Origin of the sequence: Pedobacter steynii (assembly GCF_001721645.1) — a bacterium.
In the GTDB taxonomy this organism is placed as follows: domain Bacteria; phylum Bacteroidota; class Bacteroidia; order Sphingobacteriales; family Sphingobacteriaceae; genus Pedobacter; species Pedobacter steynii_A.
In genome coordinates this window covers 3,656,786-3,683,668 of sequence record NZ_CP017141.1, presented here as the reverse complement: position 1 = coordinate 3,683,668, position 26,883 = coordinate 3,656,786, and the positions used below count along the sequence as shown (strand labels likewise).

The window sequence follows — 26,883 nt, the reverse complement described above, 5'->3', positions numbered from 1 at the left end:
GCAGAAAACAAAATTCTGGACGATATGAAATGGAGTGACAATAATCATCTATTTTATGTGATAACAGTATTTTCATTCTATCTTTGAAAAAGATAAGTTCAATTTCTATGAAAAGTGTAACTAAAAGCCTCTTAATACTGGTAATTACGACCCTCTCCTTCACTGTTTCTGCACAAAATAAAATGCAAAGTCTGGATGAGTTAATTAATACAACAGACCCGGCATGGCCGCTGATTCAAAAGTGGGTAGATTCTGCAAAAAATAAGGTCGAGGTTCTGGGCTTTGATTCCGTCAGTGCTAAGAATGCATTGTTTAACGCTCAGGTTTCTACCTATTCTTCTTTGGGTGCAGTGATTTACAACAGCGGAGGCATTATGGTAGACAATGGCTGGCTGAGGATTTTAGGTTCAGGGAACGAGCGGCTGAACCGTTCTGTTCCGGAATGGAATAAAGGAAAATCAATAAAAGAATTTGGTGATAAACCAGACTACCTATTGGTTGCAGATGATGCCGTTGGCGGCTTTTTTGCGATTAATTACGGTGCTTTTGGAGAAGATTTAAAAGCCATTTATTACCTCGCACCCAATAGCCTGCAATGGGAATCCCTTGGGCTTGGCTATACTGAGTTTATTCGTTTCTGTTTTGACAGTGACCTTTCTGCCTTTTACAAAGGCCTGAGGTGGTCTACCTGGAACAAGTTTATTGCAAAACTTGATGGAAGCAAATCCTATAGCTTTCAGCCCTACCTATGGACAAAAGAAGGCATGGATATCGAGAAATGCAGCCGGAAACTCGTACCTACAGAACAACTCTTTCAGTTTGTGCTGACTAATCAAAGAGAGCTTGTTCAAAAAAGCCCTGCAGAACCACAAAAAAATTAAATTAACGAACCCATACACCGCAATGGAAGTAGCTTTTCAGTTACTTGGGCAATTGACTTCGGTTGAACAGGCGAAAAAGATCAATGCTTTATTTTGTCAGGATCTTTTGTGCAGCCAGGCGTTTATAAAAATAGTCGGACAGTACAATTAAAGAAACGGCAATCAGAATCAGTAAAACGCCCAGAATCAGGCTTCCGGTAATGGCCTCGTTAAAAGCCAGCACGCCTACAGCTACGGCAACCACAGGCTCCAAAGCGCCAAGTATAGCGGTCGCAGTAGAACCTACGTATTGTACGGCAAACACCATTGCGACACAGGATAAGGCGGTAGCCAGCAAAGACAACAAAGCCAGATTTACCCATGCAACTGTATCAGGAAGGAGCATTAGTCCCCCGGTTGTTTGTGCCTTTATCAGGAAATAACCCGAGCTTAACGCCATGACATAAAAAGTAAGCTTATAGCCTGAAAAGTGTTGTACCCTGGATTTATTCACCACGATAATATAAATCGCATAACTCAGTGCAGAGAGCAGGATGGTTCCGATCCCCAAAGGGTTAAGACTCTTCCCCTGATCCCCTTTATATAAAAGGGAAATACCTAAAAAGGCGATTAAAATAGCAGCTAAAGTCGCCATCTTTATCTTTTCCTTAAAAAACACAGCCATCAATACGGCAACAAATACCGGATACAGGAATAAAATGGTTGAGGCAGTGCCTACCCCTAAATAATCATAACTCAAAAACAGGTACTGTGCGGATAATGCATACAATACCCCAAGGAGCGCCAATAAGCCCATCTCTTTTTTAGCGATAGCAAACGATTCCTTTTTGAAAATCATCCATAGGGCCAGAAATAAAGAGGCGCCAGCAAAACGGTAACATAAAACAGAATCATGTGAGATTCCTTTTTGCGTGAGCGGTAAAGCAAATAACGCAATGAGGCCAAATGTTGCAGAGGAAATACATGCCCAGAAATAGCCTTTAACATGTGTATTCATTATCCGTAATAGCAGATATACGCTACATCAGTATCGCATTCCACACCAAAGGAAATACCGGCAGTGACATGGAATTCCTGCTGTTCCGTATATTTCAACCAATCCGTATCCGGTAATTTCACATTCATAACACCGGATACCACGACCATTCTTTCAGGCGAAGAGGTTGAAAATTCATAAGTACCTTTCTTCATCACACCCAAAGTTGCCTTGCCATTTTCTGTTTCCAGTCCGAGGCTTTGTACCTTTCCATCAAAATAAACATGGTGTGGTATCGGATTACTTGTATTGTCCATTGCTTTTGTACTTATTGAGGGTTATTGTCTCCTCAAAAATAATATATTTTTTCATTCAAAAAACCTGGAAATCCCTATAAAGGAATATTTAAATCAGAAATTATAATCTGTACCTGTTTTCCTTTGATTACATAAAGATAAAGTTGATAGCGTGCTGGATTTGGCGGTATTGTCAGGGTAAGCTGGGCTCCTTCTCCTACTCTTTTCATCCGGACCGGATTCCCATACCTGTCATTTCTCACCAGGTTCCATCTGAACTTCAGATCCTTTGAGTCTGCTAAAATTTTCCATTCCTCATTGAGCTGGCTGATGATGTGGTAGGTTGCCTGCCCTTGCGCCACAATTGTTGTCGCAGGTCTTAATATTTTCATCGGCGGAACCGGTGAGGGTACTTTCAGGTTATTCCATAAATTTCCCAGCGTATACCAACCCGTTTTGTTGTTCCCGTACAAATCTTTAAGACCATCAAAAGAGACAAAACCTTTTCTCTGCTGATCCTGCCAGTTTCCCATTAAAACACCTGATTCCTTTGATTTTAGTTTCCGGTACTGATCCGGGCTCAGGACACTATACAGGTAAGGGACTTTCAATCGACCTGTTTCTCCTTCATTGATTTCTCCTTTTCCTGCAACCAGCCCCAGGTAGTCAAACGGAATCTGGTATTCCAGTAAACCTGCATTCTGATTTAAATTCCGGTCTACCTCTAGATCAACAGATATGGCACGGTCCGGATCGGCCTGCTTAATTGAAGTCGCTAATTTCCTCAGCCAGGATAAATAAACTGCTCTTGGGTAAAATAAGTCCGGCTTATAAAAATGTTGCGCCATCTGCATCATTGGCGTATTGCCTATATTCCACATGACGATATTTTTATTGCTCTTCAGGCGCTTTACTGTAGCCAGTATTTCATCAGCAAAATCAGATAACCGAGCCGTATCTGAAATGAAATCGTTATGTTCTTCAATCCAGAAACTGTACACTACTTTAAGCTTCTTCTGATCTGCAACCTTCAGGATGTTATGATCGTAAATATTTGGTCCGAAATGTTTAATCGTATTGATGCCTAGCTTCTTCATCTCGCTGAAGTCGCTGATAATTTCTTCTTTTTTAAGGCTGTGGTAACTGCTTCTCCAGTCCTGATCTTTTGAATAATTAACCCCTTTGATCCCTGAAAAGTAATCCGTGTTAACAGTTCCCTTTTTATAAGGGATGCCCTCCGGCTCAGCCTGTACAATTGGCTGGCTAGACATCCAGTCTGTATATTTTCCGCTGGACTTTAATAGTTTGGCAATAGGATTAAAATCCGCAATCTTCCAGTCCAGTAAAGGAGGGGAATCGGCCGAAATCGTGTTTTTATCCTCAGCGCTATTGAAAAATACCACTGCTTTTATCTCCGGATACCTGGTATCAATCTGATGAAAAGCATTTTCTATCCATTCTTTTTGCCTGGCCGCCGTACGCAATGATCCAGTTTCTGCAAGCATCACCGGTAATCCGCTGGTAAATTCTTTCTGGCGATGAAATGCCTCATAAAGCTGGTCCATGCTATACCATTTCCGATCCGGATTCTGATCTGCATAATTGAGGTTGGTCACTCCAATCCAATCTACATATTCCTTTCCCGGAAAGTATTCCTTAACAGCTTCTGGTTTCCAGGGGTTCCACACCCAAACCACATTGTCGACACGATGGTTTGCAAAGTATTCATGTACATATTTCCAGGCGGCAACAAATTCCGCGGGGGTATTTCCTCCACTGGCAGACCAGGGATACTGTGGATTATCAGCTTCGTGAGCAAACCTCATAAAAACAGGCCTGTTTAATGCTTTTATCTGATTGGAAAAGCGCTTGAGGTATTCATCATATGCCCCATTTACAATATGCGAAAAGACTTTTTGTTCCTTCGTTCCACTGTTTTTATTTTGCTCAAACAGGCTTTGCCAAGGCTCCCAGGTAATCATGGGAATTGCATTTACTTTATAAATACTATCCAGCAATTTATGCGGTAAAGCATTTTTCTGCTGATCACCCCATGCTAAATAAAGCGATACGATACCGAAATGAATGTCACTTTGCTGTTCGATTTTTTCTACCGCTTTCATAGAGCTGAGCCCATCCGACTGTGAAGGGGCATATATTCCGGGAATCAGCATCTTTTTGCGGTCAGGAAGGGATTGCACCGTTGACTCCTGGGCCGAGCGGTTGCGCTCAACCTGATAAATTGTAACAGAGGCAATAATCGCAGTAATGATCAGTGCAGAGCTTCTCACCCATCCATAAATGCGCCTTCTCAATTTCCAGAAATGCACTTTAAAGATGCCAACGCCAGTCATAAAACGCAGCAGATAAAGATGTTTGTGCTTGTATTTTCTAAACTGTGTTTGCCTGCTGGCTACCACCGTAAACAACAGGATAAAACAATTCGCAACAGCAAATCCTGCCATAAAGAGATTATAAGGGTTCAGGTCATAATATAAGCCATAAGCTACGGCAACAAGAGACAGGAGAATCAGTGCCAGGTTAGGGAAGTTCAGGCGCCAGTTGTCTTCTTCTTCATCATCTTTAGGGGTGGGAATGTAGGGAACCTTAATCCGCAATATCGTATAAACAAAACCTACCAGAAAGATCCACCAGGTGCCGATCATCAACAGACCTCCCACTAAATGAAAACCCCGTTCCTCTTCCTCCATCACCCATTTTTGTACAAAATGCCGAATTAATATGATCAGAATGGCCAGTGGAAATCCAAGCGTGAAGAAACTCAAAAAGTCGATATTCACCGGACTGGTATTGAGTAGCAATGAAGCTATAGGGATCACAAAATTGAGTAAGAAAAATACCCCGGACAGGTAAAATACCGGGATTGTTCCGTAATGTAGTTTCTGCTGCCAGCTGAACTTTCTGAATAACTTAAGATAAGAAGTTACCCACAGTTCAAACACACCTCTGGACCATTTTAACTGCTGACTATAATACGCGGATAAAGTAGCCGGCACCAATCCTCTTGCCACTACTGCAGGTACATATACTGATTTCCAGCCTTTAGCGTGTAATTGCATTGCCGTATGCATATCTTCCGCCAAACCGGCGGCATGACCACCAATAGAATCCAATGCCTCCCGTCTGAAAGTGCAATTGGCACCAATCGCGAGCACCGTTCCATACTTGTTCATCGTCATCATCATTGGCCCATAAAACTGATAAGTTTGCTGAGCTGCCCCCTTGGCGATCAGGGTTTGATCCTGGTTCTTATAAGATTGGACCACCTGTACAAATCCGATTTCCGGCCGGTTGAAATGGGGAATAACATAATCAAGAAAATCTGGAAAAGGAACATGGTCCGGATCAAGCACCAGACAAAGCTCAGCCGAAGAGCTTTTCAATGCATTGTTGATATTTCCAGCTTTTGCATCAATTTTAACTGATCTCGTGACATGATGGATTCCTAATTCCACACAAAACTGCTTTAAATAAGGATCGTTGGCCTCATCACACAGAAAAGTCTGATGAGGATATTCAATGGCCTTAATTGCGATCAGTGTTTCTTTGATCATCTCATAAGGTTCGCCTGCACAAAATGTCGTAAAAACATCTACTGTAAAGTCTTTCCGGACGTTTGGTTTTTTGGGAACCGAGATGAACAGGTAATGAATCCATTCATGGATGATTTTAGAACAGGCAAAACCAAGCGTTAACATCAGCATCCAGTATAACACAACAGCATCTGTATCCTTACGCAGCAACTCCACAAAAAAGAAAAACATGCAAAGCATACCCAAAAAGATCATCAGTCTCAATGTGAACAACTGATATTTGGAGGGATTCACCACAGGATTACTTCTTTTCATCATTTTCAGCTATGTAAAATGGTGTATTGGAGGTTGCTATGTTTCCGTTGTGCCCCGTTATGGTGACAAATATCCGGTATGGCCCTTCCTTAACTGGTGCTTTAAAAGTAACTCCGAGGTTGGTGGTCCTTGTAAATATGGTTTCAATCAATGCAGGCCTTATCAGGTTATTCATGTTGTCTACTTTGTACCAGTCTTCCGGATAGATTTTCCATTCTATCCTTTCAGGAGGTACAGATCCTGGCTCAATTAATAATTCCGCAGCAGCTGTCTGACCATTCTTCAGGATGATGTTGTCTTTTGCACCTTTCCCATTCAACAGCATATAATTAATTTTCGGAAAAGTATCCTTTGTTTTTTTACCCGTCCAAATGGCCGAGGCTACCGCAACCGATTCCGTTTTCCTGCCATGCTCATCAAAAAGACTGAACCAGGTATGAGTGGTCTCCTGCTTCTGGCCCCAGAAAAAGATAAACGAGCCCAAATATCCAGGGTCATTTACCGGCATGTATTGGTCGTAACGCATCTTGTGCAACTCTGCCTTTTTAGTACTTGTTGGTTCAATATATGCTCCCCAGGCCGTATACTGGCTTCCATCCCATGGTCCATCAATCCCCCATTCAGTAATCAGATAAGGACCATTCCAGAACCAGGAAAACCCCTCCCTATCCTTTTTCAAGCTCGTCAAACCTCCAAAAAGATTAAATGAGATGAGGTCAATGTCTGTCCGCATTTTGATATTAAAAATATCCTTTCGCCGAAAATTCAAAACAGTAGTGGTAACCGGATGATCCGGATCCTCTTTATGAATAAGGGAAACGATATCGTTAAAGGTCTGGTAAAAATTATTGTAATTGGGCTTAAGCGGGAAAGACAATTCATTTCCAACACACCACATCAGTAAAGCGGGGTCCTTTTTATGGGCATTAATGAGCTGCTTTATCGCATGATACTGGGAGTCAATTTTCAGCTGATCATCGTAAAAAACCCGATACTGGCTTTCTGGTAATGGCAATCCAACAATGACGGCAATTCCATTCTCATGTGCTTTTTTTAGTATAGTGCTGAGTCCCGCTGTATCCCAGATTCTGATTGTATTTCCTCCGGATTTTTTTAGTTCTTCCAGTTCTGAAAAACCAGAAGCTCCTTTAATGTAATATGGAGCACCATTTCTATATAAAACAAACTTTCCATCTTTTCTTTCTATATAAACCTTCGCGGCCGTATTATCCTTCTTCCCGGAACAAGCAAGCGCTCCAAGTATCATGAGAAAAATTAAAAATTTCAATGCCCTTTTAAGTGGTTTATAATTATTTGTCATTTTGTTCTACTGATCTGCAAAACTTAATAAAGGTATCCTTCGTTATGCTCCAGTCAGGTGCCTTTATATCACCCCATACCTTAGGGTTATCAAATAAATTGAAATAACATATTCCAAATATCTCCTTGTGGCCACGAATGGTTTCTGCGGCTCCTTCGAGCCATTTTTTCTTATAAGCCTCCTTACCTTTCACCCCGAATTCCGTGATAAAAAAAGGTTTATTAATAAATCTCATCCGATAGCTTTTACGCTGAAATACGGTCCCAAATGACTCCTGTTTATCCTCATCTGTGATGTTCTTATCCGGCAAACCATAAATTGCAATACTGATATAATCCACCACATCATCTCCCGGATACCAGTCAACCGAGCCCCTGTCCCCTGCCGGCCCCCAGACACTAAGAATCTGACTGGCTTCCTGCTTAAATTTCATGAAATAACGAAAAGAGTTAATATAATCTACGGGAGACTGGCTTTGCCAGGAGTACCGGTGAATCGGAATTTCCATTTCATGTGCCCAACGCAGGTAAACCTGCTGACCCGAATTTGAAATGATGTGGTAAAGTTTGATGATTTCCCGATCATATTTTCCCTTTATCGTATTTTGCAACGCGAAAGGATCCTCAACATTGGTCGTATCCCTCCAGGGTTCCATCGTGACAATTACATCGTGCCTGCGTTTGATCACTTCATGGAAATTACGTGAAAAATCACCCCGTTGAATTTCACCCCAATCGGTAAAAAGATGTTCTGTACTGACTGATGGCTCTTTCAACAGGATTTTTCTTGGATCATAGACCCCTATCGCCAGTTTTTTACGACTGATCACCTGTTTAGATCCTTTATCGAAATGCTCCGCCGAATAAATTGTGTTTTTAAAACTGTCTGCCTGATTTTTAACTTCTTTAAGCATGGGAGCTATCTCCGGCGGATTTATTTTTATGCCCTCAGCCAGAATCAGGATGGCTTTATCCATAAATCTCATCCTGTGTATTTTGCTTTTCAGCACAGTACTTGTTAAACCCGTATCCAGAGGAAAAGCTTTACTACTCTTTTCAGATTTACCTCCTACCGTAATGCTGATGAGATCTACATGATCTGGTCCCGGCCAGAATTCCGAATCTCCCGGATACCCTGCCGGTGACCAGACCATCTTTACCCCGGGCGCTGACTTTTTCAGCAGGGCAGCGAAATAATTGAAAGCATTAATATATTTATCCGGCGACTGGTATTGCCATGGAAGTAACTGAACCGGCACTTCCATTTCGGGAAGAAAGCGCAGCATCACATCATTTCTGCCGGCTACAAACCGGGCAAGCAATTTAATTTTTGCGTCATACTCCCCTTCAAGTAGTTCATCAAGTGGATTTTTATGTTTAACCGGCCATATTTCAATAGTGAGCAACAAATCTCCGGACTTCGATAGTTTTTCTTTTAGGTCTGCGGTATCTAACCTGGAATCTGCGTCTTTCCATTTCATGGAAAGGTATCTGATGTGATTGGGTAAATTTTCAGGAATACGGTGCTTCATGTCGTACACAGCAACCAGAATCTCATTTGCGACACCCGCTTTCAATTCGTCCGGAAGAACCGGCCCCTTTCCGTATCTGACATACAAAAGCCATACGGACAAGCCCAGCAGAATAGAGAGAAGAGAGAATTTTAATGAGTTACTATATTTCACAGTTTGTGATTTATCTATATCGGTAAATGACAAATATTGGTCGAAAATAGTAAAAAAAACCTATTATTCCTGATTAAACAAATAACCGCAGATCCCATCCAGGTATCTGCGGAACTTTTTTCAATTCGATAAAGTAGATACCCCTATCTCATTAACTAACCTATCATATTTCTTATGATAAAATCTTGAATTTCAAATAAAGCAGAATTTGGGGGTAGAAAATTTAGTTTTTTTGTCAAAACATTAAGTGGAATTGTCAGTTTTTCTGACACCATATTTTCCCATTCTTTGTCTCCATTGCCTCTATCCTGCCTTCATTAACCAAATTTGCCAATATATGTTCCGCATCAGCCAAAGAAATACCGGCAATAACAGCGAACTCTTTCCTGGTTAGTGAAGGGTAAAACGAGAACAAATTCTCCGGATCCAAATTGATCTTTTTAGCTTTGGTACCGCCCAGAAGAGTTCCGATTACAGCTTCATAAACAGCATATGGCTTTACTCCATATATCTTTTCCTGATTCCCTTTGGCATCTGTAAAAAACAACGTAGGAAATCCCCTCACATTCCAATCTCTGGCCAGTTGCAGGTCCTCTTGAAAATGTTGCCTTGCTATCCCATTAAAATCCAGTTCCAGTTTTACAGGATCAAGTCTCACTGCAGTCGCTGCTGCTAAAAGATGTTTCCATTTACTGATGTTCTTTTTTTCAAGGAAGACCATTTCTTTTATCCTTCTTAAAAAAAGTAAGGCTTTCTCCGGGTCCTGAATCTGGGCGGCTTTAAATGCAATTGAAGGAGGATAAGAAGAGTCCAGTGGATCCTCCAGCCAGACATCCCCGTCAATAGGCATTTCATAATACAAGCTTACCTCATCCCAATGAGCCGCTACATCTGATGGTTTACTGATTCCGCCACTATTATAAGACCAGTCTGGTAAAAGCCCTCCCATCCGGTATTCAATTTCGAGCATTTCTCCGTATTCCATCTTTAATTTCCGCAACTGGGGCTCTATTCCCCAGCAGGAAGAACAGATCGGATCAGTAAAGTAAATTATCCTTAAAGGCTTTTCTGATGCCTTCGGTAATATTTTTTCCGCTTCTTCAGAAATGCCAGGTATTTCACATACTCCACTTTCCGGATCACACATTAAAGGATTATTTTTCAATTGTTCTTCCATGGTCTTGATTTAATCATCAGCAAAGCTACCCTCATCAGACAGGCCCTGCAATAAGTCAAAAAAACATGACTACCTATTAGGCTAACTCCTTAACATCATGAAAAATCAGGATCTATAATCCTTCCAGTTGTTGAAAAACGCTGATCATCGAGGTTCCTCTTTCAGACAGAATATATTCCACATGAAGAGGTTTTAGTTTAATTACGTTTCTTTCCAGCAGGCCTTCTTCTTCTAATTCTTTCAGGGCTACAGCGACCGCTTGTTTATTTGACCCTTCTAACTGCCGGATCAGGCTATTAAAACGCAATGGTCCGTTTAGGGCCAATTTAAAGATCTGAGGTTTCCATTTACCAGACAACATTTTCAATAATTTTGAAGCAGGACAATTGTTGTCGTTGATACCATTGTTGTATGCGGTCATATCTTTCCCTTAGAGTTCAGTAACCTTCAGATTCCGGAAATGAATTTCTGCACCCTCCGATTCCAGGCAAAGATAACCCTTCTTTACTGTCGACCTGCTGATTCCATTTACGAATTTCCCGTTTACAGATAACTTAATCGTTCCATCCACACAGATCACCTTATAGGTATTCCACTCGCCTTTAGCCTTACACCTGTTTTCTGTGGACTTGCTTCGGTCGCCTCTGGGATTATCAGGAACAGTTTCCACGCCACCGACACCAAACAGTTCTCCATGAACATAAGCTATCGGAGGTGTTATGCCATCTTTCTTATTCAGCTCCGGCCAGTCGAGTTCCAGCATCTGTACCTCCACTCCTCCCGGCAAACGGTTCTGTTCACCAGGTTTCGCATCACTCCAGACAAATACCCCGGAGTTCCCTCCGGATTCCATGTGCTTCCACTCTACCTCTAATATGAAATTTTCATATGTTTTCTCCGACCGCATTACGCCAATTGGTTTACCCGAGCAGATCAACAGGTCTTTTTCCTTTCTCCAGGTTTCAGGTTCCGTATTTACATTGATCCAGTTAATGGCTTTGCCCTTACTACTTTGCAGGGTAGTTTCTTTACCAAATTGCAGGGGTTTAGCTTGCGCATGTAATATAGAGATACTCATCAGTACGATTGCACAGGTCGCACTGATCCCCTTTAATGCTTTTCTCATGATACACTTATTTAGCCGGAGGATTAAATTACTTTGGTTACTCCCGGTAAGGCTACCGGTTGATTTTCCCATTTAAGGTCCCAGTTATACTCGTCAATTTTCGGCCCTAAAACAAGGTCTGAATTCAAAGCCTGCTCAAAGCTAATCGTTTGTCCGCTGTAAGCAGCCATCCGGCCCCAGATTGCCAGTAAAGTACTGTGCGTCATAAATTCCCCGTTATTGATCGGGTTTCCGCTTCTGATCGCTGCAAAGAGTTCATCATGCTGAACCTGATACATGTTCTTTTTTGGGCCATCGTATTTCCAGTTATTTTTGCCATTGATCTCGTATCTCATTCCCACATTTACGAATGCACTGCCTTCTGTTCCCAACACATCAACCGTATTGCGATGTGAAGTTCCCTCCTGCTGCCTGCAGAAATGAAATCCCTTTGCACCATTTGCATATTCAAATTCCACGGCAAAATGATCGTAAATATTTCCATAAATTTCATTCACACGAACCTGCCTGCCCCCCGTTCCGGTTGCACTTACCGGCATTTTATCTCCCATTGCCCAGGACATCATATCCAGACTATGCACTGCCTGTTCCACAATAAAATCACCGGAAAGCCAGTTCTGATAATGCCAGTTACGCAATTTAAAAGTCAGGTCGTTCCAATCCGGCTGACGGGGATTAGACCAGTTTCCGGAGCCATTTCTAAAAGTAGAGATCGTCCTGATTTCCCCCACTTCGCCATTTAGCACCCGGTTAAATACAGCCCTGCTTGGCAGGTCATATCTAAAACAAAAACCAGATACCAGCGATAAATTCTTTTCCTGGGCCTTCTTAGCCGCAGCAAGAACCTTACGAATCCCAGGGGCATCTACCGCCACCGGTTTTTCACAAAACACATGTTTTCCCGCGTTTATTGCTGCAGTCAGCTGATCTGGTCTGAAAGCCGGTGGAGTCGTTAACAAGACCACATCAACACCAGAATCTATTACTTTCTGGTAGGCATCAAAGCCAATAAATTTTCTTTTTTTATCCACCTTTACCCGCTTTGAATCAATGGTGGTCAGGGCAGCATAAGCCCCCTCAAGCCTGTCTTCAAAAATATCGCCAAGCGCAGTAATGACTACATCCGGATCTGCCGCCAATGCCTGGGCAGCGGCGCCGGTACCGCGTCCGCCACATCCAATTAAGCCTACCTTAATGGTTGATTTTGCAGAACCGAATAATGGATTGGAAAAACCAGTCTGGTAAGCGAGCGTACTGCCTAACATTACTATACCTGATTTTTTCAAAAACGATCTGCGATCAGTTGAGTTTAAATCATTAGTTTTTTTCATCAGCGTCTATTTGTTTAAAGTTATGAAGCGATCATGATCTTTTTATTATTCATTGATATTTATTGTTTTCAATGATATTCATGAACTCGTAAACTCGGTTCATTTCGTTATGTAATTTGTAAGATCACGATGGTTTCATCATATTTAGGTTTCATTTGGTTCATCAACTGGGTTGTGTCATTCCAGAAGATATTTTCTAAATTAAGAAATTTATTGTTCTTATTTAAAGAAGATGATAACCAGTTCATTGGATGAATTAAAAAAATTACAATTAAACATGGCAAAGAACAAAACTACTCAGACTGCCCAAAGTGTTCATGATTTTATTGAACAGGTGAATGACCCGATAAAGCGAAAGGACAGCTATGACCTGGTTCAACTCATGGAACAACAAACAGGGTTTCCGGCCAGAATGTGGGGACCATCTATCATCGGTTTTGGGAGCTATCATTATAAGTACGACAGTGGGCATGAAGGCGATGCACCCTTAGCAGGATTCTCACCACGAAGTGCTGCAATCAGCTTATATGTAGGCTGTGATTTCGAGGTAAAAGAAGGATTACTGAAACAACTTGGAAAGTATAAAATGAGTAAGGCCTGCATTTACATTAAGAAGCTGGCAGATATTGATACTACAGTGTTAGCAAAGATGATCGATCACTCGATCATCCTTACTAAAGAAAAATATCCGGAAAACAGGAAATAACACGAATCAGGATTTAAAGCCCATCACCGGAACGGCTTCCATATTCTTATCCATTTCTAAAACAATCACAGTATCATTGCTATCAGGCAATTGCGATGGCAATGGAATCGTAATCTTAGTATCCTCTGATTTAAAAGTTATCGGGGCAGCACCATTAAGAAAATAAGCTTTCATTACTTTAGCACCCGGTACCGCAGCAATCGAAATTTCGGCACCCTGCTTTTTAAAGAGGTGCAAATAAATTTTGTTTCCTTTTCTTGTCGCCGCCATAACGCTATCAGGCTTATAAGGTCCACCTTTAGTGCCATATATTGCCGCCCCATTTTTATTTAACCATGTTCCCATCTCCTTTAAGCGGTCGACCTGCCTGGCTTCAATTCTTCCATCCATCATTGGCCCCACATTAAACAACAGGTTCCCATTTCCACCTGCAGTACTTGCCAGCGTCTGAATACATTCCTTCAGGGACTTCATTTTATCGTTCGGTTTCCATGCCCATTGCTGACAAATGGTGATACAGCTTTCCCATGGATAGTCCATATTCATTGCGCCTACCTCTTGTTCCGGAGTAGCAAAATCTGCCAGTGTAGAAGCCAGCATCTCTTTATGTGATCCTCCACTAGCTTCCCTGGTATCCAGTCTGTTGTTGATGATCACATTAGGATCCAGCTTTTTTATGGCATTATAAACTTCTGTTGAATGTTCACGTGTCCATTCTTTATCCCAGTTGGCATCAAACCAAAGCATGTAAGGCTTATAATTTTGAATCAGTTCCTTTAATTCGTTTTTCATTCTGGATACGAACCTGTCCATATTTGCCGACTTATTGGGTTCTGCAACCGGATAAAGTATGGCATAATCCGGATCATGCCAATCGGCAACCGTAAAGTAAATGCAGAATTTCAGTCCGTACTTCTTACACGCTTTTGCCAACTCTCCTACGATGTCTTTTTTATACGGAGAGTTCATGATGTTATGTTTGGAATATGCGGTAGGCCAAAGACAAAATCCATCGTGGTGTTTAGAAGTAATCGTCAGGTACTTCATTCCCGCATCTTTAGCTGTCTTTGCCCATTTATCTGCATCAAACAATACCGGATTAAATTCTTTATACAAATTATCATAATCACTATAGGCAACAGAAGTACCTCTTGACCAGCCTATCTCGGTTCCCCGAAGGCTAACAGGCCCCCAGTGAATAAACATGCCGAAACGTTTATCCATAAAGCCTTCTACTACTTTCTTATCCGTACGGATCACTGGTGTCTGCGCAGCTATCAGGCAGGACACACACATTAAAACAAGGGTTAAAAAACAGGTGTATTTTCTCATTTGGTTATATTTTGGTTCATTGGTGTCCTACTAAATTAGGCCGAAAGAGATAGATAAAGAATAGAGAATATCATTAATATACTGGATTATCCCATTAAATTTCAGCAGCATATCCAATTCTGTTTAATTCCTAAAAAGAAGAGAAAATCACACATAAAAACAATATGTTTACATTAGGCTTTGCAGGAGCCGGCAACTAATATACACCAATGAAAATCAATAAGAAAAAACGTGATGGTTTTAATGGGGAAAAACTGATCAGTCTTCCGGAATTTCTATTTGAACGTAAACCTAAAGATGATTTTTTCCTGAATTCCCTTTATATCAGTCACATTGGTTACTTTCCGAAAGCTGCCGGTCATTACCGGAACAGACCTAAAGGATGTACGGATAACATCCTTATTTATTGTACCGATGGGAAAGGATGGTTCAGTATCGACCATGAAAAATACGAAGTTTCGGCCAATCAGTTCTTCATCATTCCAGCTACAGATCTGCCTGTACGTTATGCTTCAGATACCATGGATCCATGGACAATATACTGGGTACATTTTACCGGAAGAAAGTTATCCAGTCTGAACGAATCTTTATCTATAAAAAATCTCATCAGCCCTAAGACCATTCCATTTGATGAACACCGGATAAAACTCTGGGAAATGATTTACACTTGTCTGGAGAAAGGATATAGTGATGAAAACTTAAATTACGCCAACCTGAGTCTTTATTACTTAATTGCGAACTTTCTGTTTCCTCAGAAAAACATCGAGCTGACGCAAACCGCCAGTGAGGATATTTCAGATCAGGTCATTGAATATATGAAGAACAACATTTCGATGAGGTTAACTGTCCAGGATATTGCAACCGAATTTTCTTATTCTGCCTCACATTTTCAAAATCTTTTCAGGACCAAAACAGGAATTTCCCCAATTGATTATTTCATTCATTTAAAAATACAGCGTGCCTGTCAGCTGCTTGCTTTATCAGATTTACGGATAAAAGAAATAGCTACTGCTGTTGGATATTCAGACGCCTTTTATTTCTCTCGTCTGTTTAATAAGATCATGGGTAGTTCACCACTGGATTACAAAAATAAACACCGGATATAGGTTAAGATCTCAAAGCCCGATACCCCAATTCCGCCCCTCCGCTTACTGGCAGGATCGTTCCTGTAATAAACCGTGCTTTATCTGACAACAGGAACACACAGGCATCCGCGATCACCTCACCATCCGGACAATAACCCAATGGATGAATGTCGTCCAGATACTGTTCAATGGAAACCGTGTCTGGTTGCTCCTGACTCCATTTACGTAACATGGGTGTCCATACGCCGGCAGGCAATACTGCATTTACCCTTATTTTATGAGCCGCATAATCCAATGCCATAGATTTTGTCAAGGCATTCATCCCTCCTTTGGTAGCCGTATAGGCCGCATGATTCTCCTGTCCGATCTCTCCCACAAGACTACTGGTATTCAGAATACATCCCTCAGATTTTTTTAAGGCTTCAAATCCGAACCTGGTGGTATACAATACCCCTTTCAGATTTACATCCATCAACTGATTCCATTCCTCATCACTCGTTTCATGTAGAGGCTTAGAAGGTGAAGCAATGCCAGCATTGTTATGAATGGCATCTATTCTTCCATATTTTGCTATCGTCTCTGCAATTGCTGCTGCTACATCATCAGCTCTTGATACATCACATACCAGTCCTGAATGTCCTGTTCCCAGCTGTGCCGCAATTTCCTTAACAGGCTCAGATGCAAGCGCTGCAATAACTACTTTAGCTCCGGCCTCAGCATACGCCTTTGCACAAGCCAGACCAATTCCCGCTGAACCTCCTGTGAGAAAAATAACTTTACCGGATAATAACTGCATACCTGATTTTTTTGATTGATAATGATTTAGAGAATAGCTTGTTTAATTGGTATGAAAAACCTGTTCCATATTGGTCCAGATCTGTTTTTTCGCGGCGGTTTCAGGTAGTGGCTGCTGACAGGGATCCGTTTCTTTCCACCATCTTTGTGTTTCCGGATCATCGGCCATTTTTTTCATATCGCTATCAAAATCTGTCCCTGTATATTCAAAATAGCTGAACAAATAGTAAGCATCCCCTATTTTCTGCAGATAAATAGAATAATTACGGATGTTACATTCTTTAATCTTTTTCAAAACCGAGGGCCAGGCATTGGCATGTAACCGCTTATAATCCTCCAGCTTTTCGGGCTTCAATCCCGTTACCGAACCAAAACGCTGCACATCAACCGGTTTCTCATTACACGCTCCCAGTAATAAACCGGCCAGCAGTGCCATCAAAATATATCTTTTCATCCTATCTGAATATGTAATATAAAATACCCGTAACCAGTAATAACAAGCCTGACCATACTTTGTAATTTCCTAAGCCTTTCCAGGCAGCTCCCTGCAAAGGTTCCCATGGCGACTTCCAATAAAGCGTTGCACTTACGGCAGTATGCTGAACCGGGTAGATATAAGAGAGGGACACCTGCATGATCACACAGGCACAAAACAGGTAAAATGCCATCATCATAAATGGAATGTGGCCAATCAGGCTATCCGGATAAATTTTATTGATGGCAAATACCAAAACCCCCAGCGCAGAACCAATCCACAAAGTTAATTTGGCAGACGCTGCAGAAGCACCTTTCCAGAAGACCCCTAATAAAAACACACAGGTAATGGGTGGTGCAATATGGGCAATGATGTCATTGATACCACTAAAAATACTTTCATACTGATCCAGTAAAGGCAACAATCCTAACGAAAATACCAGGGCAATACCTGCGGAAATTTTCCCTACCCAAATCAGCTTTTTATCAGATGCCCCGGGGCGGTAACGCTGATACATATCATAACTCACCATTGTTGAAATAGAATTTAATGCCCCTGAAACCTGGCTCATTAAACCCGATAAAAGCGCCGCTACCAGCACCCCCACCAGTCCGGATGGCAAAAGCTGTGTAATCATCAGTGTATAAATTCCTTTTGAATTGACCTGGCCTTTCGCATCAACTCCAAGACTGCTTACATCTAAGTGGCCAGACTGAACCAAAGTATACGCAAACAAGCCGGGCAACACAAAAATGAAGACTGGTAAAATCTTGATAAAGCCACAAAATAACGGACCTATCCTTGCGTGATTCTCATCCTTAGCTCCAAGCACGCGTTGCACGATAGTTTGATCCGCACACCAATACCAGATCCCCAAAATAGGATAACCCAGAAAAACGGTATACCAGGGCATTCCGCTGGCATCACCATGCGGACGCAACATCGAAAGCTTATCCAGCTCTCCCTTATTTTTTAATACCTCCGTCATTGGTTCCCATCCACCCATTTTATGGAAGGCAGCATAGCTGATGATAAACGCCCCGGTAAGCAGCACTACGGTTTGAATAGACTCCGTAACCACTACTGCTTTTAGTCCACCGACAATGGTATAAATTGCCGTGATCAGACAAATGACAATCACACTAACATACATGTTTAAGCCAAACAATGTTTTTAATACAATGCCTCCTGCCAGCATAGAAAATGCGATATGGATAATAATTGCAGAAACTACAGAAATCACGGCCAGCCAATCCCGGCTGGAGCGGTCGTACCGCTTTTCCAGAAAATCCGGTAAAGTTGCTACGCCGGATTTGATGTAGAAAGGGACGAAGAATAACGACAACAGGATCAGCGTAAAAGCAGCCATCCATTCGAAATTGCCATTTAACAAGCCGCTGTCGAAGCCACTTTGTGCCAGACTAACCAGGTGAACGGTAGAAATATTAGTTGCAAATAGTGCCAGGCCAATGGCTGGCCATTTCAATGTTTTCCCCGCAAGGAAATATTCTCCCGCAGCATTCGCCTTGCTTTTTCGACGATGACGGATACCCGTCCATAATCCGACAGCTAAAATGCCAAGGATATAGAGGATGCTGATGCTTAAGTCCAGAGATTTTAACATGGCTATTTTATTTTTAAGTCACAACTGCTACCCGGTTCCATCGGCGTTTTGTAAACACCTCCTTCTACGCTGACCGGATGAACAAAATGTTCCTGCAAATGGGGAATATGTTCCAGAAATAAAGCGTCATGCCCCATACTGATGTGATTAAACAAGACCAAGTGCTGATGGAGCTGTCCCATGTCCCCTACATGGGGAACCACAGGGATATTGTATTTACGACAAAGCAGACTTACCGTAATAAATTCACTTACGCCTCCGATCCTTACGGCGTCCGCCTGTATAAATCCAGCAGATCCGGTTTGCAGGTAGTTTTTAAAAATAATACGGTTCGGCACATGTTCTCCCAAAGCCAGTTTTACCGGAGCAATGGCATCTGCCAGCTTCTTATGGGCTAATATATCATCCGGATGAGTTGGTTCTTCTATCCAATACGGATTCATACTTTGCAGCTCTCCGCATATTTTCAGTGCCTGAGGAAGCGTCCATTGCTGATTGGCATCCAGCATAACTTTAACCTGATCTCCTGCTTCTTCCCTTACAATATGAGACCTGCGGATGTCCCTTTTCGGATCCTGACTTCCTACTTTTAGCTTCATCGCCGTAAAGCCTTCAGCAATTGCTTTTTTACAGTTCTCACGAACCTTTTCGTCGCTATAATTAAACCAGCCAATGGAGGTATCATACCCCGGATAACCGGCATGGATAATCTGACTGCGATCTTCTTTACCCTGCTGGTTATTTTTCAATAATTGCAAAGCCTGTTCCGGGCTAAGTTCATCCTCCAGATACGAGAGGTCAAGTGTATTGAGCAGCTCCTGAGGAGATAAGTCTATCAGTAATTTCCAAAGCGGCACACCTCTCTTTTTAGCCCATAAATCATAACAGGCATTTGTTACAGCGGCCAGAGCCAGCTGAACCACCCCTTTATGAGGGCCAAGCCAACGAAACTGCTGTTCATTGCTCAGCTGATAAAATACATTCCCAAAATCAGACATGAGTTCTTCAATATCCCTGCCTTTCAGCTGTGCAGCATAAAACTGTGCAGCCTTACAGACCAGGTCATTTCCTTCCCCTAAAGTAAAAGCAAAGCCGGTTCCGGTAAGTCCACTGTCGTCTATCAGGTTCGTTACGGCATAAGAATAGATCGGGTCGCGGTGAATCGCATCGCTCCCGGCTCCTTTAGCCAGCGGAAATCTTGCATCCTTCACCTGAATATTTTTTATCATATTTTAGTTTGTACTTGGTGAATGCAATTTAGCATCAGCCGCAGTGCAAAACCAATAGACTAAAATTCTATTTAACTGGATTATTCGATGTATTTATTCAGCCCTAGATCGCATCGTTTTCTGTCTGATCTGCCAAACAATTCGTTTTTACTGCTTAATAGAATCTATCATGACCGAAAATAAATTGTAGCGCAAGGCGCATTTCACTCGTTTAGGTAAAAAAACCAAATATGAAAACAAGCAACTACTTCTTTATTATCCTATTACTCATCGGAACTGCTTTAAGTTCCTGCAAGAAAAGTGACATTGACCACGAAAACAAATTCGATGAAAGTTATAAAGCCTGGACCGATTTCAAAAAATCCTCAGGAAATTCTTATCGATATAGCGTCACTACTGTTTCCTGGACCGGATCCCGTACAAAAACAATGATTACAGTAAAAGATGGTCAGGCCATTCATCGTTCTTACGTGTCGAAAACCATTATTTCTACGCCAAAAATTGAAGAGACCATACATGAAGAGTGGCAGGAAGATAAAAACACCCTGAATACACATTCCAGCGGCTTTAAACCAATTACTTTAGATGAAGTTTATCAATTGGCTAAAACCCAATGGCTGGTAAAAAGAAAGGGTTCAGAAAGTGTTCTGGAGACAAAAAACAATGGCATGATATCTGCCTGCGGGTATTCTGCAGAGAACTGTGTAGATGATTGCTTTTCGGGAATCAGCATAGAATCTATTGAAGGGCATATGTAATATTACTGATAGCTTCCCTTTAGTATGTACTTTTTCGGCGGTGGTCTGGTTCAGAGATTTGATAGACTCCCCATAATTTGGTAACCTTGAGAACACAATTGAAACCAACCAAATTATAAATGTCGATTAAAGAACTCCACCCCGACTTACTAAAAACCAAGCAACATTTCGAAATTCTTGATGGATTAAGAGGGATAGCAGCCATCTCTATTGTAGTTTTTCATTTCATGGAAATGGTTTATCTCCCTGACAAAAACTTTATTGCCCACGGATTTCTGGCCGTAGATTTCTTCTTCTGTTTATCCGGATTTGTAATTGGGTATGCTTATGACGACCGGATAGGTAAAATGGGTCTTGGTCAGTTTTTTAAATCCAGGCTGATCAGGTTACAACCACTGGTAATTTTAGGCTCGGTATTGGGTTTACTGGCCTTCCTTTTTGACCCTTTCGGAGGGCACCCGGAAGTGTATAGTGCAGGTAAGATTATCCTTATATTTCTTGCTTCCGTTTTTATGATTCCCTTTCCCGTAATTGAAGAGCGTTCTTTTAATCTTTTCGGAATAAATGCCCCGGCCTGGTCGTTATTCTGGGAATATGTAGCCAATATCGTTTATGCGCTGGTACTTTGCAGAATTCATCGCCGTTACCTGGTTGTACTAACTATCATTGCTGCCGGAGTACTCTGTTATGCAAGCCATCGTGCCGGAGGGTCTCTTCTGGGCGGATGGGGAGGACCAAATGCCTGGGATGGCGGTGCCCGTATTTTTTACTCTTTTTTAGCCGGATTGCTGATCTTCCGTTTCAACCTGATTATTAAAAATAAACTCGGTTTTATCGGACTGTCGGTGTTGTTACTTTTAGCCTTTCTGATTCCTTACAGCAAATGGAACTGGGTTACAGAACCACTGGTTGTTCTCCTTTATTTCCCTTTATTGCTTGCCCTTGGTGCTGGCGCGACATTAACCCAGGGATTCAAAAAGCTCTGTGTATTTTCGGGCAAGATCTCCTATCCCTTGTACATGACCCATTACGCGTTCATCTGGATGTTTTTAAATTATTACACCAGTCATAAACCAGAAACAGGTCAACTTACTTTAATTATTATTACAGGAACAATTCTATTGACCTGCATTGCTTATTTTGTGATGGTTGCTTTTGATATTCCGGTGAGAAAGTATTTGACGAATAAAAGAAAACCAGCTTAATATAAATTAACGCCATAAATCGAACTGATAACAAAATGCTAATACCTGGTTAATAAACCGGGTATTAGCTCAGCTCAAATCCGGGTAGGCCCCTTACTCAAGAAAGTATCTTTTTCTTTTAAAAAAGCTAAAAAAACAGAAATAAAACCGTTTTAGCCACTTTTTTAAGGCCTGGTATTCCCCTGAAAAATTTTTCAGCCGGGGAAGCTCTGCTATTGCAGAAAAATATAACCGTAATGCCAGTTTCATATTTGCTTTACAGCCTGAATCTAGATTTGCAGGTAAAAATCAAACACACATATGAAAGGAAAACTACTATTATTGAGTATGCTTTGTCTACTTCTCACCAAGGTAACCATGGCACAAAACATCATTAAGGGAGTCGTAAAGGACGCCGGCGGTGCTGGCATTCCCGGAGTAAGTATCAAAGTGATCAACACACCCAAAGCTACCATCACCGACTTTGATGGTAAATACACGATCTCTGCTGCTGCAGATGCGACCCTGACTTTTAGTTATCTCGGTTATATTTCTCAAAACACCAATGTCGATGGAAAAACTCAGATAGATATCGTCCTGCAGGAAGACTCTAAAACCTTGGGCGAAGTCGTAGTTACGGCAATTGGTATCAAACAACAAAAGAAAAAGCTGGGCTATGCCACACAGGAAGTTAAGCTGGATGTATTGTCTGAATCGAAAACGATGAACATCGGGAACGCTTTATCCGGACAGGTTGCCGGATTAACAGTAAGTAATCCTACCGGTATGTTTCAGCCACCTTCTTTCTCTTTAAGGGGGAAAAATCCTTTAATTGTAATTGATGGTATTCCTGTAGAAACAGACTTTTTTGATGTTTCAGGTGATAACATTGCAAATATCAACGTCTTAAAAGGAACCACGGCTTCCGCTTTATACGGTTCAAGAGGTAAAGACGGGGCGATCCTGATCACCACAAAAAATGCAGAAAAAGATGGTCTTGAAATCAACATCAATACCAATAATATGATTACCGCCGGCTTTACTGTATTTCCAAAAACCCAAACGGAATATGGAAATGGTTCTAATGGAAAATATGAATTCTGGGATGGCGAGGATGGTGGGATCTCGGATGGCGATATGATCTGGGGACCAAAATTCCAGCCAGGTGTTAAAATTGCACAATGGAACAGCCCGATCAGAAATAAACAAACCGGAGAAACCATTCCATGGTGGGGTAACGTTAAGGGAACCATTTATGATGATAAATCCAAATATGAAAGGGTACCTACTGATTGGGTAAGACACGACAACCTGAATGATTTCCTCAGACCAGGAATCGTCACCAACAATGATTTTTCTGTTGCCTACAAAACGGCTAAAGCCCGTTTTTATGTATCCGGCACCTATGGTTTTCAAAGAGGTCAGGTACCCAATACCTCACTAACCACAGGTGGGGCAAACTTTAACTCTTCCTTTAATCTGAGCAAAGCTCTTCAGTTAGATGCAACTTTATCTTATAACAAGGTAAGTTCTCCCAACTATCCAAGATATGGTTACGGTCCTAAGAACCATATGTATACCATTTTAATCTGGATGGGTGATGATGTAAACGGGAAAGACCTCAGAGACCATATGTATGTTCCCGGTCTTGAAGGTTACAGACAGGCCAATTATAATTACGCCTGGTACAACAACCCTTACTTTGCTTCCGAAGAACTGACACAGGCTCAGAACAGGAACGTGATCAATGGTCAGGCAAAATTAAGATGGCAGGTAACACCCGACTTAAGTTTACAGGCCAGAGCGTCCGGAAGAGAAAAGAAATCTTTTGAAAACATGAAAAGTCCTAAGTCTTATATGAATTATGGCGATTCCAGAAATGGTGATTATAAGATGTGGAACAATTCTCAATTAAATGTCGATCTGGATTTCCTGGCTTCTTATAACAAAAAAATATCCAAAGATCTGAATTTCACGTTAAACGCAGGGGCATCAACCCTCAACAGGGATATCCAACAGGAATACGCCTCAAGTGATGGCTTGATTGTACCTTACATTTATAGTCTGAACAACACACAGGGTCCCGTACAGGCTACCAATAAACTGGAGCAGAAATCTATCCGAAGTGTTTATGGTTCTGCAAATTTTGACTTATTCAATGCAGTTTACCTGAATGTTACCGGTAGAAATGACTGGTCTTCCACGCTGACTAAAGAAAACAGGTCATATTTTTATCCATCTGCATCTTTGAGTACTATGGTATCCGATTATATCCAGCTGCCGAAAGCAATGGATTACCTGAAAGTTTATACCTCATGGGCTAAAGTATCCAGCGACCTTGATCCATACAGTGTCAGTCCTACTTACAACAAGGATATCACTTACGACTCTACACCATCTGTTGGGTATCCGGGAGGAATTATCAACCCTAACATTAAACCGGCCCAATCCACTTCTTATGAGGTTGGTCTATCTACATCACTGGCAAAGAGAATCGGTCTGGAATTCACTTTTTATAATGTAATTGATGAAAATCAGATCATCGACTTAAAAACTTCAGAGGCTTCCGGTTTTGTTACCCGCAAAGTAAATGGGAACAAATACAGAACCCAGGGTTTAGAGATTGTGGGTAATTTCAGTGCGATAAAAAACAAGAATTTCAGCTGGAATATTGGCGCAAACTGGAGTACTTCCGTAAAGAGGATTACAGAAATCTATAACAATCAGGAACGATTCGGAGACCTGAGACTCAACGACAGAGCAGATAGTTTTTACGGAACGGTATGGCAAAAAAGTGCTTCCGGAGAAGTTATTCTGGATGCAAATACCGGCTTACCAACAAAAGACAATTTTAATGTAAATCTTGGTCATAAAGACCCTACCTGGCGCCTTGGTCTGCAAAACAAGTTCATGATCAAAGGTTTTGACCTCAACATTGATATTGATGGCGCATGGGGTGGCGTGATGCGCTCCGTAACCATCGAGAAAATGTGGTGGGGCGGAAAACATCCAAATTCTGTTGAATTCAGAGATGCGGAGTATGCAGCAGGAAAATCAATCTATGTACCCAATGGTGTAGTGGTAACCGGTGGAGAACTTAAAAGAGACGTGAACGGAAATGTATTGTCCGATACCCGGACCTATAAGCAAAATACCACTGCTGTAAACTGGCAAACCTGGAGCCAGATTTATCCTTATCAGGCAAGGGTTACCGAAGGAGAAAACAAAAAATTTGCCAACGTTTTTGACCGCTCTTTCTTTAAACTAAGAAGAATATCTGTTGGATATGACCTGGCAAAAATTGTTAAAGTGGGCAGCTTAAAATCAATACACCTGTCTGCTTATAGCTATAACCCATTAATGTGGAAGAAAATGCCACTATTGGATCCGGATTACGGAGATGATGACAACCTGCAAGATCCATCAGCAAGATTTATAGGCTTCTCCCTGGGCATCAAACTTTAAGAAAACAGTATCACAACTAAAAAAATAACGATGAAAAAATTAATATATAGTCTTTTGGCAGGAATACTCCTGATCTCCTCATGTAAGGATCAGGATCTCATGAATGTAGACCCGAATAAACCCAGACAGGCACATCCTCAGTTGCTGCTAACAAAGGTAGAATGGAATGCCTTCCGTGCTTTTGGCGGCACCTCACCTTTATATGCAACGCGTATGCTCATACAAACCGATGGAGAAAGCGAGGGTCAGTACTTCAAATGGGGACGAGGAGATTTTGCTCCCTACGCCAACCTCAGAGATGTAACCAAAATGATTGAAGAAGCCGACCGGATTAAAGACAATTCCTATGTGGCACTCGCCAAATTCTTCCGTGCCTATTATTTCTATAATTTAACCCTGACTTTTGGAGACATCCCCTATTCACAAGCCTTGAAAGGAGAAAGCGAACAAGGTTACTCACCAGCTTACGATTCGCAAAAAATGGTATTTATCAGTATCCTTAGAGAACTTGATGAAGCCAATACCATGCTTAAAGGGATTAATGTACCTATTGAAGGCGACATTATTTATAAAGGAAATGCGACAAAATGGAGACGGCTGATCAATGCTTTCCGGTTAAAAGTGCTGATCACCCTGTCAAAAAAGGAAAACGATACAGACTTAAAAGTTAAAGAAACATTTGCTCAGATCATGCAGAATGAACTTCTTCTGGGTACAGATGCGGGGAACGATGGTCAGCTGGAATTTTTAGATCAGGAAGGAAATCGTTATCCTGAATTTAACTCCAGCGGATTCGGTTCAGGAATGTTCATGAGTGCTACCTTTATCGAACAGCTACAGCTCAGAAAAGATCCTCGCTTATTCGCATACTGCGCACAAACAAAAGTCGCGAAAGAGGCAGGAAAGGCTATTGACGACTTCAGTTCTTATGAAGGCGGAGATCCAGCTGCACCTTACGCAGAAACCAGTATAAAAGCCGCAGCGGGTAAAGTATCTAAAGTAAATGACCGCTTCCCAAGCGAACCGGTAAATGAGCCAATGGTATTAATGGGTTATGCTGAGCAGGAACTTATTATTGCAGAAGCAATCGTAAGAAACTGGATTTCGGGCGATGCCAATACGCATTATAGAAATGGAGTAAAAGCTTCTTTTAAATTCTATCAGAGCTATCTTAAAGGGAATATTTCCTTTTATTCGGAAGAGAAAGCCAATGAATATCTAGCGCTACCTGTAAATAACTTTGCACTTAGTACAAGCACCCCACAAAAAATAGAACAGATTGTTACCCAAAAATACCTGAGAACATTTTTTCAATCCGGATGGACTGCCTTTTATGATCAGCTCAGAACAGGTTATCCTGAATTCCGCAGGCCACAAGGCGTAAATGTTCCCTACCGCTGGATTTATCCGCAAACGGAATATGATAACAACAGAACCAATGTTTCCCAGGCAATCGCAAATCAGTTCGGTGCTGGTAATGACAAAATCGACCAACAGGTTTGGTGGGTAAAATAAATAACACATTTTGATAATTTTTAAAAGGATTGATTAGTTTAGGCTGATCAATCT

The 26,883-nt window shown here is 41.6% G+C and carries 21 protein-coding genes; 7 read left to right on the top strand and 14 right to left on the bottom strand.

What is annotated here, in order from left to right; all coding sequences use genetic code 11:
- Window positions 1-107 precede the first annotated feature (107 nt).
- On the top strand, window positions 108-881 hold the full coding sequence (locus BFS30_RS15375) for a DUF2625 domain-containing protein (RefSeq protein ID WP_208602979.1): 774 nt from the start codon (window positions 108-110) through the stop codon (window positions 879-881).
- An 88-nt stretch (window positions 882-969) separates the two neighbouring features.
- On the opposite strand, the gene BFS30_RS15370 is transcribed toward BFS30_RS15375, so the two are convergent.
- The 9 genes from BFS30_RS15370 to BFS30_RS15330 form a co-directional block, all read right to left on the bottom strand.
- Window positions 970-1,878, bottom strand: a complete 909-nt coding sequence (locus BFS30_RS15370; RefSeq protein WP_069380101.1) for a DMT family transporter — start codon at window positions 1,876-1,878, stop codon at window positions 970-972.
- Window positions 1,878-2,174 (bottom strand): pyrimidine/purine nucleoside phosphorylase, encoded by a 297-nt coding sequence (locus BFS30_RS15365; RefSeq protein ID WP_069380100.1) that lies wholly within the window; start codon window positions 2,172-2,174, stop codon window positions 1,878-1,880. Before BFS30_RS15365 ends, BFS30_RS15370 begins: the two co-directional genes overlap by 1 nt.
- A gap of 74 nt (window positions 2,175-2,248) precedes the next feature.
- Window positions 2,249-6,025 carry a glycosyltransferase family 2 protein gene (locus BFS30_RS27930; protein WP_167353149.1) on the bottom strand — a complete coding sequence of 1,259 codons (3,777 nt, stop codon included), beginning with the start codon at window positions 6,023-6,025 and terminating at the stop codon, window positions 2,249-2,251.
- On the bottom strand, window positions 6,009-7,289 hold the full coding sequence (locus BFS30_RS15355) for a glycoside hydrolase family 2 TIM barrel-domain containing protein (protein ID WP_069382460.1): 1,281 nt from the start codon (window positions 7,287-7,289) through the stop codon (window positions 6,009-6,011). The genes BFS30_RS27930 and BFS30_RS15355 overlap by 17 nt, the downstream gene beginning before the upstream one ends.
- A gap of 43 nt (window positions 7,290-7,332) precedes the next feature.
- A complete protein-coding gene (locus BFS30_RS15350) occupies window positions 7,333-9,027 on the bottom strand; it encodes a hypothetical protein (RefSeq protein WP_157262933.1) in 1,695 nt (564 codons plus the stop codon).
- Between the two features lie 256 nt (window positions 9,028-9,283).
- Window positions 9,284-10,204, bottom strand: a complete 921-nt coding sequence (locus BFS30_RS15345; protein WP_069380097.1) for a ClpXP adapter SpxH family protein — start codon at window positions 10,202-10,204, stop codon at window positions 9,284-9,286.
- 112 nt (window positions 10,205-10,316) lie between these two features.
- Window positions 10,317-10,625 (bottom strand): winged helix-turn-helix transcriptional regulator, encoded by a 309-nt coding sequence (locus BFS30_RS15340; protein ID WP_069380096.1) that lies wholly within the window; start codon window positions 10,623-10,625, stop codon window positions 10,317-10,319.
- A gap of 9 nt (window positions 10,626-10,634) precedes the next feature.
- Entirely contained in the window at window positions 10,635-11,330 is a 696-nt protein-coding gene (locus BFS30_RS15335; RefSeq protein WP_069380095.1) for a 3-keto-disaccharide hydrolase, read from the bottom strand.
- A gap of 23 nt (window positions 11,331-11,353) precedes the next feature.
- Window positions 11,354-12,661 carry a Gfo/Idh/MocA family protein gene (locus BFS30_RS15330; protein ID WP_069380094.1) on the bottom strand — a complete coding sequence of 436 codons (1,308 nt, stop codon included), beginning with the start codon at window positions 12,659-12,661 and terminating at the stop codon, window positions 11,354-11,356.
- A gap of 277 nt (window positions 12,662-12,938) precedes the next feature.
- On the opposite strand from BFS30_RS15330, the gene BFS30_RS15325 reads away from it, so the two are divergent.
- Entirely contained in the window at window positions 12,939-13,367 is a 429-nt protein-coding gene (locus BFS30_RS15325; protein ID WP_069382459.1) for a DUF1801 domain-containing protein, read from the top strand.
- A gap of 6 nt (window positions 13,368-13,373) precedes the next feature.
- Here BFS30_RS15325 and BFS30_RS15320 read toward each other — a convergent pair whose 3' ends face one another.
- On the bottom strand, window positions 13,374-14,699 hold the full coding sequence (locus BFS30_RS15320; RefSeq protein ID WP_083252065.1) for an alpha-L-fucosidase: 1,326 nt from the start codon (window positions 14,697-14,699) through the stop codon (window positions 13,374-13,376).
- 209 nt (window positions 14,700-14,908) lie between these two features.
- Here BFS30_RS15320 and BFS30_RS15315 point away from each other — a divergent pair, with 209 nt between their 5' ends.
- The gene (locus BFS30_RS15315) at window positions 14,909-15,805 is read left to right on the top strand and encodes an AraC family transcriptional regulator (protein ID WP_069380092.1); all 897 of its coding nucleotides are present in this window, start codon (window positions 14,909-14,911) and stop codon (window positions 15,803-15,805) included.
- Between the two features lies 1 nt (window position 15,806).
- Here the strand turns inward: BFS30_RS15315 and BFS30_RS15310 are convergent, their stop codons facing one another.
- From BFS30_RS15310 to BFS30_RS15295, 4 genes are read right to left on the bottom strand one after another with little or no spacing between them, the layout of a single operon-like run.
- Window positions 15,807-16,580: an SDR family NAD(P)-dependent oxidoreductase gene (locus tag BFS30_RS15310; protein WP_069380091.1), complete on the bottom strand. Its 774-nt coding sequence runs from the start codon at window positions 16,578-16,580 to the stop codon at window positions 15,807-15,809.
- Between the two features lie 42 nt (window positions 16,581-16,622).
- Complete coding sequence (locus BFS30_RS15305; protein WP_208602978.1) at window positions 16,623-17,033, bottom strand: L-rhamnose mutarotase; 411 nt, start codon at window positions 17,031-17,033, stop codon at window positions 16,623-16,625.
- Between the two features lies 1 nt (window position 17,034).
- Window positions 17,035-18,678 (bottom strand): sodium:solute symporter, encoded by a 1,644-nt coding sequence (locus BFS30_RS15300; RefSeq protein WP_069380090.1) that lies wholly within the window; start codon window positions 18,676-18,678, stop codon window positions 17,035-17,037.
- A 2-nt stretch (window positions 18,679-18,680) separates the two neighbouring features.
- The gene (locus BFS30_RS15295) at window positions 18,681-19,907 is read right to left on the bottom strand and encodes an enolase C-terminal domain-like protein (RefSeq protein ID WP_069380089.1); all 1,227 of its coding nucleotides are present in this window, start codon (window positions 19,905-19,907) and stop codon (window positions 18,681-18,683) included.
- Between the two features lie 230 nt (window positions 19,908-20,137).
- On the opposite strand from BFS30_RS15295, the gene BFS30_RS15290 reads away from it, so the two are divergent.
- The 4 genes from BFS30_RS15290 (at window position 20,138) to BFS30_RS15275 (ending at window position 26,829) form a co-directional block, all read left to right on the top strand.
- Window positions 20,138-20,665, top strand: coding sequence for a hypothetical protein (locus BFS30_RS15290; protein WP_069380088.1), 528 nt, complete (start codon window positions 20,138-20,140; stop codon window positions 20,663-20,665).
- A 119-nt stretch (window positions 20,666-20,784) separates the two neighbouring features.
- Window positions 20,785-21,870, top strand: a complete 1,086-nt coding sequence (locus BFS30_RS15285) for an acyltransferase family protein (RefSeq protein ID WP_069380087.1) — start codon at window positions 20,785-20,787, stop codon at window positions 21,868-21,870.
- Between the two features lie 300 nt (window positions 21,871-22,170).
- Window positions 22,171-25,314, top strand: coding sequence for a SusC/RagA family TonB-linked outer membrane protein (locus tag BFS30_RS15280; RefSeq protein ID WP_069380086.1), 3,144 nt, complete (start codon window positions 22,171-22,173; stop codon window positions 25,312-25,314).
- 30 nt (window positions 25,315-25,344) lie between these two features.
- A complete protein-coding gene (locus tag BFS30_RS15275) occupies window positions 25,345-26,829 on the top strand; it encodes a SusD/RagB family nutrient-binding outer membrane lipoprotein (protein ID WP_069380085.1) in 1,485 nt (494 codons plus the stop codon).
- Window positions 26,830-26,883 lie beyond the last annotated feature (54 nt).